Origin of the sequence: Streptomyces sp. LS1784 (genome assembly GCF_020103755.1) — a bacterium.
Taxonomy (GTDB): Bacteria; Actinomycetota; Actinomycetes; order Streptomycetales; family Streptomycetaceae; genus Kitasatospora.
Window position 1 is genome coordinate 1 of the sequence record NZ_JAHSQD010000561.1, and the last position, 5,245, is coordinate 5,245.

Genomic DNA, 5,245 nt, shown 5'->3' on the forward strand with positions numbered 1-5,245 from the left:
GGCGGCGCGGGCGAGGACGGCGAGGGCCCCGGACGGCGGCGCGGGCCGTGGGCCTGGGTGGCCGGTGCGATCGCCGTGCTGGTCGCGGCCGGTGCGGGCATCGGGTTCGCGCTCAGCGGCAACGACCAGACCGACCACGGCGTGTCCCCGACGCAGCCCCCGGCGGTCACCACCACGGAGCCGACCGCGCCGGCCCCGAGCGGTCTGGTGACCCCGCCGGCCTCGGTCTCCGGCAGCAAGAAGCCGTCGGCACCGACCGACCCCAACAACAACGGCGGGAACAACACCGGGAACAACGGCAACAACATGTCGCCGTCGCCGAGCACCGGCAAGCACGGCACGCAGGCCCCGACGCCGACCACGTCCACCAGCCACAGCGCGACCGGGACCGCGCCCGCGTCGTCGGCGCCTGCGGCGACGACGCCGGCGGCGACCTCGGGCGCCAGCACGGGGCCGGCGAAGCCGCCGACGGACACGAAGCCGACGACGGACCCGAAGTCGACCCCCTGACGCGGTCAGTTGGTGAAGGCGTCCAGGACCTGCTCGTACTCCTGGCACCACCACGCCAGCTGCCCCGCGGAGGCGGGGTAGAGCGGGTCGGCCCGGTGGTCGGCCCGCTGGTAGCGCCACTGCAGCATCCAGAAGTCGTTCAACCGCTCCCACCAGACCCGGTGGACGGCGCCGGCCACGTGCTCGGCGGTGGCGGCACCGGAGGCCCGGTACGCCTGTGAGTAGCGGCGGACCCGGACCAGGTCGAGGACACCGGACGACCGGTCGTTGAAGAGCAGCGTGGCGGCCCGGACCGCCTCCTCGGCGCGTGGCTGCGGGCCGAGCTTGTCCCAGTCCAGGACGGCGGCCACCCGGCCGCCGCCCTGCGGGCCGTCGTCGTACAGCAGGTTGAGGCCGTGGAAGTCGCCGTGGGTCCAGCCGGTGGGCGGCGCGGCCTCCGGGGCGGGGCGGCGGTGGGCGTGCTCGGCGAGCAGTTCCAGCCGTTCCGTGAGCCGTTCCACCACCAGGGCGTCCAGCTCCCCGGCCGGGTGGTGCTCCCGGGCGCGGCGCCGCAGGTCGCGGGCGAGTCCGGCGCTGTCGACGGGGTCGGCGCTCCGGTAGCCGGCGGGTTGTCCGAGCGGGGCGCAGACGTCGTCGAGCGCGCCGTGCAGCCGGCCGAGCAGCGCGCCGAGCGCGTCGCACTGCGACGGGTCGAGCTCGCCGCCGTGCCGGTGCCGGCCGTCGACCCAGGGGAACAGCGCGAACAGCCGACCGCCCCGGGCGGCCACCGTGCCGGACCGTTCGGCGCAGGCCAGCGGGGGTGTGACGGGCAGTCCGAGGGTGTTCAGCGCGGCCATCGCGCGGTGGTGGGCGAGGATCTTCGGACGGCTGCCGGTGGCGGTGTCGACGTAGCACTTCAGGAAGTGTGGACCGGCCTCGGTGGTGACCAGGTACCCCCGGTTCAGCAGGCCCTCGGCGACGGGTTCGGCGGTCAGCAGCCGTCCTACCCGGTAGCGGGCCAGGACCTCGGCGAGCGCGCCCAGCGGGACGGGTGGGCTGAGGGTCCCCATCGGCGGTGCGGAGACGTCGGGGCGGGCCGGGGCGCAGGCGAGGGTCTGGCTGAAAGTCACGTGGAGAGGTTATGTCCCCTGTGTGGGGGCCCTTGACAGGACGTCAGTTATGTGCAGCCATCCGGTCAGTACTGGTGGTCGGCCTGGTGCCGCGCCACGAAGGCGGCAGCCTGGGTGCGCCGCTCCATGCCCATCTTGGCGAGCAGACTGGAGACGTAGTTCTTCACCGTCTTCTCGGCCAGGTGCAACTCGTTGCCGATCTGACGATTTGTCATACCTTCGCCGATCAGATCGAGGATCCGCCGCTCCTGCTTGGTGAGTTGGGCGAGCCGCTCGTCCTCCTTCTCCCCGCCGTCGCGCAGCCGGGCGAGCACCCTGCTGGTGGCGACCGGGTCGAGCAGCGAGCGGCCGGCCGCGACGTCCCGGACGGCGGTGATCAGGTCGGTGCCGCGGATCGCCTTCAGCACGTAGCCGGAGGCGCCGGCCATGATCGAGTCGAACAGCGCCTCGTCGTCCGAGAACGAGGTCAGCATCAGGCACTTGATCTCCGGCAGCCTGGACCGGATCTCGCGGCAGACCTCGACCCCGTTGCCGTCCGGCAGCCGGACGTCGAGCACCGCGACGTCCGGGTGGACCGCGGGGATCCGGGTGAGCGCCTCGGCGGCCGTGCCGGCCTCGCCGACCACCTCGATGTCGTCCTCGACCGAGAGCAGATCGTGCACGCCCCGTCGGACGACCTCGTGGTCGTCGAGCAGGAACACCCTGATTTGTCCGTTATCAGTCACGTCCAAAGCCTCCCATATCACCCTACGAAAGACCTATCGCCCGCACCTCCGTCACGACGGGATCCGGCCACAGCCGTCCGAAACCGATACCGAGAACCCCCTTACGTACGGGCGTCTGCCCGGATAACGTGCGCTGGTGTCCTGAAGGCGCTCGAATTGAGAGCTGCGTCACGCCGACCGTCACCCCCACCCTTCCGACGGCGAGTCGAACGCAGCACCCTCGGGGTTGTAGGCCCTGAACAAGTAGGACGTCCTAGCGCAAGCGCGTCGAGGGCGGACGCTGGGTAACGTTCTCGTGAGGGACGCCGTCGGAACAGGATCACCACCTGCCCCGCAGTGGGAGCGCACACCCACGCGCGCCCCGCGAGGCGGTGACCGGACCGGTCACCGGCGACCCCGGGTGGCCGGACAGACCGAGGAGTGAACGTGACCGTCAAAAGCACGGCGAGGGCTCGCAAGAAGGCGGCCCCCGGCGTCCCTGACAACCTCCGCGCCACGGGCAAGGACGCCCAGCCGGAGCTCGTCCAGTTGCTCACGCCGGAAGGCGAGCGGGTCGAGCACCCGGACTACCCCCTCACCACCACTCCCGAGGAGCTGCGCGCCCTCTACCGCGACCTGGTGCTGGTGCGCCGGTTCGACGGCGAGGCCACCGCGCTCCAGCGGCAGGGCGAGCTGGGCCTGTGGGCCTCGCTGCTCGGCCAGGAGGCCGCCCAGGTCGGTTCCGGCCGCGCCATGCGCCCCGGCGACTACGCCTTCCCCACGTACCGCGAGCACGGCGTGGCCTGGTGCCGCGACGTCGACCCGCTGAACCTGCTCGGCATGTTCCGCGGCGTGAACCACGGCGGCTGGGACCCGAACGAGAAGAACTTCCACCTGTACACCATCGTGATCGGCGCGCAGGCCCTGCACGCCACCGGTTACGCGATGGGCGTCAGCAAGGACGGCGCCGACGACGCGGTGATCGCGTACTTCGGTGACGGCGCCTCCAGCCAGGGCGACGTCAACGAGGCCTTCACCTTCGCCTCGGTCTACAACGCGCCGGTGGTGTTCTTCTGCCAGAACAACCAGTGGGCGATCTCCGAGCCCACCACCACCCAGACCAAGATCCCGCTGTACCGCCGCGCCTCCGGCTTCGGCTTCCCGGGCGTCCGGGTCGACGGCAACGACGTGCTGGCCTGCCTGGCGGTCACCCGCTGGGCGCTCGACCACGCCCGCAGCGGCAACGGCCCGGTGCTGATCGAGGCGTTCACCTACCGGATGGGTGCCCACACCACCTCCGACGACCCCACCCGCTACCGGCACGCCGAGGAGACCGAGGCCTGGAAGGCCAAGGACCCGATCACCCGGCTCCGCGCCCACCTGGAGAAGGAGGGCCTGGCCGACGAGGCGTTCTTCGCCGCCCTCGACGCCGAGAGCGAGCAGTTGGGGCTGCGGGTGCGCGAGGGCGTGCGCAGCATGCCGGACCCGGACCCGACCCTGATCTTCGACCACGTGTACAGCGAGCCGCACACGCTGGTCGATGAGGAACGGGCCGAGTACATCGAGTACGCGGCCTCCTTCGAGGCGGGGGAGACCCACTGATGGCCGGTCAGCTGAGCATCGCCAAGGCGCTGAACGGAGCGCTGCGCAAGTCGCTGGAGAACGACCCGAAGACCGTCCTGATGGGCGAGGACATCGGCAAGCTCGGCGGCGTCTTCCGGATCACCGACGGCCTCCAGAAGGACTTCGGCGAGGACCGGGTGATCGACACCCCGCTCGCCGAGTCCGGGATCATGGGTACCGCGATCGGCCTCGCGCTGCGCGGCTACCGCCCCGTCGTGGAGATCCAGTTCGACGGCTTCGTGTACCCGGCCTTCGACCAGATCGTCTCCCAGCTGGCCAAGATGCACGCCCGTGCGCTGGGCCACGTCAAGCTGCCGGTCACCGTGCGCATCCCCTACGCGGGTGGTATCGGTGCGGTCGAACACCACAGCGAGTCGCACGAGGCGTACTTCGCGCACACCGCCGGTCTGCGCGTGGTCACCCCGGCCAGCGCGCACGACGCGCACTGGATGCTGCGGCAGTCGATCGAGTCCGACGACCCGGTCATCTTCCTGGAGCCCAAGCGCCGGTACTGGGACAAGGGCGAGGTCGGCGACGCCGCCGACCTCGGCCTGCACGACGCCCGGATCGTCCGGTCCGGCACCGACGCGACGCTGATCGCGTACGGCCCGATGGTCAAGGTCTGCCTGGAGGCCGCCGCGGCCGCCGAGGAGGACGGCCGCCGGCTGGAGGTCGTCGACCTGCGCTCCCTCTCCCCGGTGGACTTCGCCGCGCTGGAGGAGTCGGTCAAGCGCACCGGTCGGGCCGTCGTGGTGCACGAGGCACCGGTCTTCATGGGCATGGGCGCCGAGCTGGCCGCCCGGCTCACCGAGAAGTGCTTCTACCACCTGGAGGCGCCGGTCCTGCGGGTCGGCGGCTACCACGCGCCGTACCCGCCGTCCCGGGTCGAGGAGGCCTTCCTGCCCGACCTGGACCGCGTGCTCGACGCCGTCGACCGCGCGCTGGCGTACTGATACCGGGGAGCGAAGATGACCACCGAAGTTCGCTCGCTCCGCGAGTTCAAGATGCCCGACGTGGGCGAGGGCCTCACCGAGGCCGAGATCCTCAGCTGGTACGTCAAGCCCGGTGACACCGTCACCGACGGGCAGGTCGTCTGCGAGGTGGAGACCGCCAAGGCGGCGGTGGAGCTGCCCATCCCGTTCAACGGGGTGGTCGAGAAGCTGCACTTCCCCGAGGGCGCGACGGTCGACGTCGGTACCGTGATCATCTCGGTCGCGGTCGCCGGCGGGGCGGGGGCCGAGGCTCCGGCCGCGCCCGCCGCGACGCCGGCCCAGGCTCCGGCTCCCGCCGAGGAGGCCG

At 71.8% G+C, this 5,245-nt stretch carries 5 protein-coding genes and 1 pseudogene; 4 read left to right on the forward strand and 2 right to left on the reverse strand.

Annotation, left to right across the window (positions count from 1 at the left end; all coding sequences use genetic code 11):
* A pseudogene (locus tag KS423_RS37645) lies at nucleotides 1-510 on the forward strand (hypothetical protein); the annotation flags it as partial.
* 5 nt (nucleotides 511-515) lie between these two features.
* On the opposite strand, the gene KS423_RS37650 reads toward KS423_RS37645, so the two are convergent.
* Both KS423_RS37650 and KS423_RS37655 read right to left on the reverse strand, forming a co-directional pair.
* On the reverse strand, nucleotides 516-1,619 hold the full coding sequence (locus KS423_RS37650) for a phosphotransferase enzyme family protein (protein WP_224284240.1): 1,104 nt from the start codon (nucleotides 1,617-1,619) through the stop codon (nucleotides 516-518).
* Nucleotides 1,620-1,684: 65 nt separating this feature from the next.
* Complete coding sequence (locus tag KS423_RS37655) at nucleotides 1,685-2,344, reverse strand: response regulator transcription factor (protein WP_189913240.1); 660 nt, start codon at nucleotides 2,342-2,344, stop codon at nucleotides 1,685-1,687.
* A gap of 426 nt (nucleotides 2,345-2,770) precedes the next feature.
* Here KS423_RS37655 and pdhA point away from each other — a divergent pair, with 426 nt between their 5' ends.
* From pdhA to KS423_RS37670, 3 genes are all read left to right on the forward strand, one after another.
* Nucleotides 2,771-3,925 carry a pyruvate dehydrogenase (acetyl-transferring) E1 component subunit alpha gene (gene pdhA, locus KS423_RS37660; protein ID WP_374120102.1) on the forward strand — a complete coding sequence of 385 codons (1,155 nt, stop codon included), beginning with the start codon at nucleotides 2,771-2,773 and terminating at the stop codon, nucleotides 3,923-3,925.
* Nucleotides 3,925-4,899 (forward strand): alpha-ketoacid dehydrogenase subunit beta, encoded by a 975-nt coding sequence (locus tag KS423_RS37665; protein WP_374120103.1) that lies wholly within the window; start codon nucleotides 3,925-3,927, stop codon nucleotides 4,897-4,899. Before pdhA ends, KS423_RS37665 begins: the two co-directional genes overlap by 1 nt.
* Nucleotides 4,900-4,914: 15 nt before the next feature.
* The coding region (locus tag KS423_RS37670) for a biotin/lipoyl-containing protein (RefSeq protein WP_308020290.1) at nucleotides 4,915-5,245 on the forward strand (331 nt) is incomplete at its 3' end.

What these genes read in the sequence shown, in the direction of transcription:
- KS423_RS37665 (WP_374120103.1), top strand. Translation starts at nt 3,925, where the DNA reads ATGGCCGGTCAGCTGAGCATCGCCAAGGCGCTGAACGGAGCGCTGCGC.